1 protein-coding gene is annotated in these 519 nt (G+C 36.0%); it reads right to left on the reverse strand.

From position 1 onward, the window contains the following. Nucleotides 1–221: 221 nt before the first annotated feature. Nucleotides 222–519, reverse strand: a 298-nt coding sequence (locus ACO5GE_RS06665) for an AEC family transporter (RefSeq protein WP_484830140.1), incomplete at its 5' end; no start/stop codon positions are given.

The raw sequence follows: 519 nt of genomic DNA on the forward strand, positions 1-519 counted from the left end.
GGGAAAATCTCTTTCCGAAACATAAAAATACCCTGCCCTTCTGCAAGAAAGGCAGGTATCCATTTCACTCTCCCTTCATCCGCCTGTTCGCAATAATCAAGGCCACATCCTCACATCATTGTAACCATCAATATGCACAAAACTGTGTGTAAAATTTGTTGATATATAACCCCCTTTTTTTGACATTAGCCTGCACTTCTGAAGATGATACTAATATTTTTTTATCCTAACAATGTAACAACAATCGGAATAACAACAACAAATAAAATAGTACTCAATGTTACCACATTTGTGGAAAACTCAACATCGCCATCACCATGGCTGGCTAGAATAGGCAAAACAGCAAGAGCCGGTGCTGCTGATTGCACAACAAATGTTTTAAATTCAATTGTAGGTATATTTTTTGCTGTTAAGATTAGCACAATAAACATCAAAAGAGGTCCTAAAATAAATCTACCAATAAGTGTGACAATTGTATCTTTATCAAGTGTTATAGTATTTAGTCCCGCTTTAGCCAGA

The organism is Filifactor sp. (assembly GCF_057248345.1).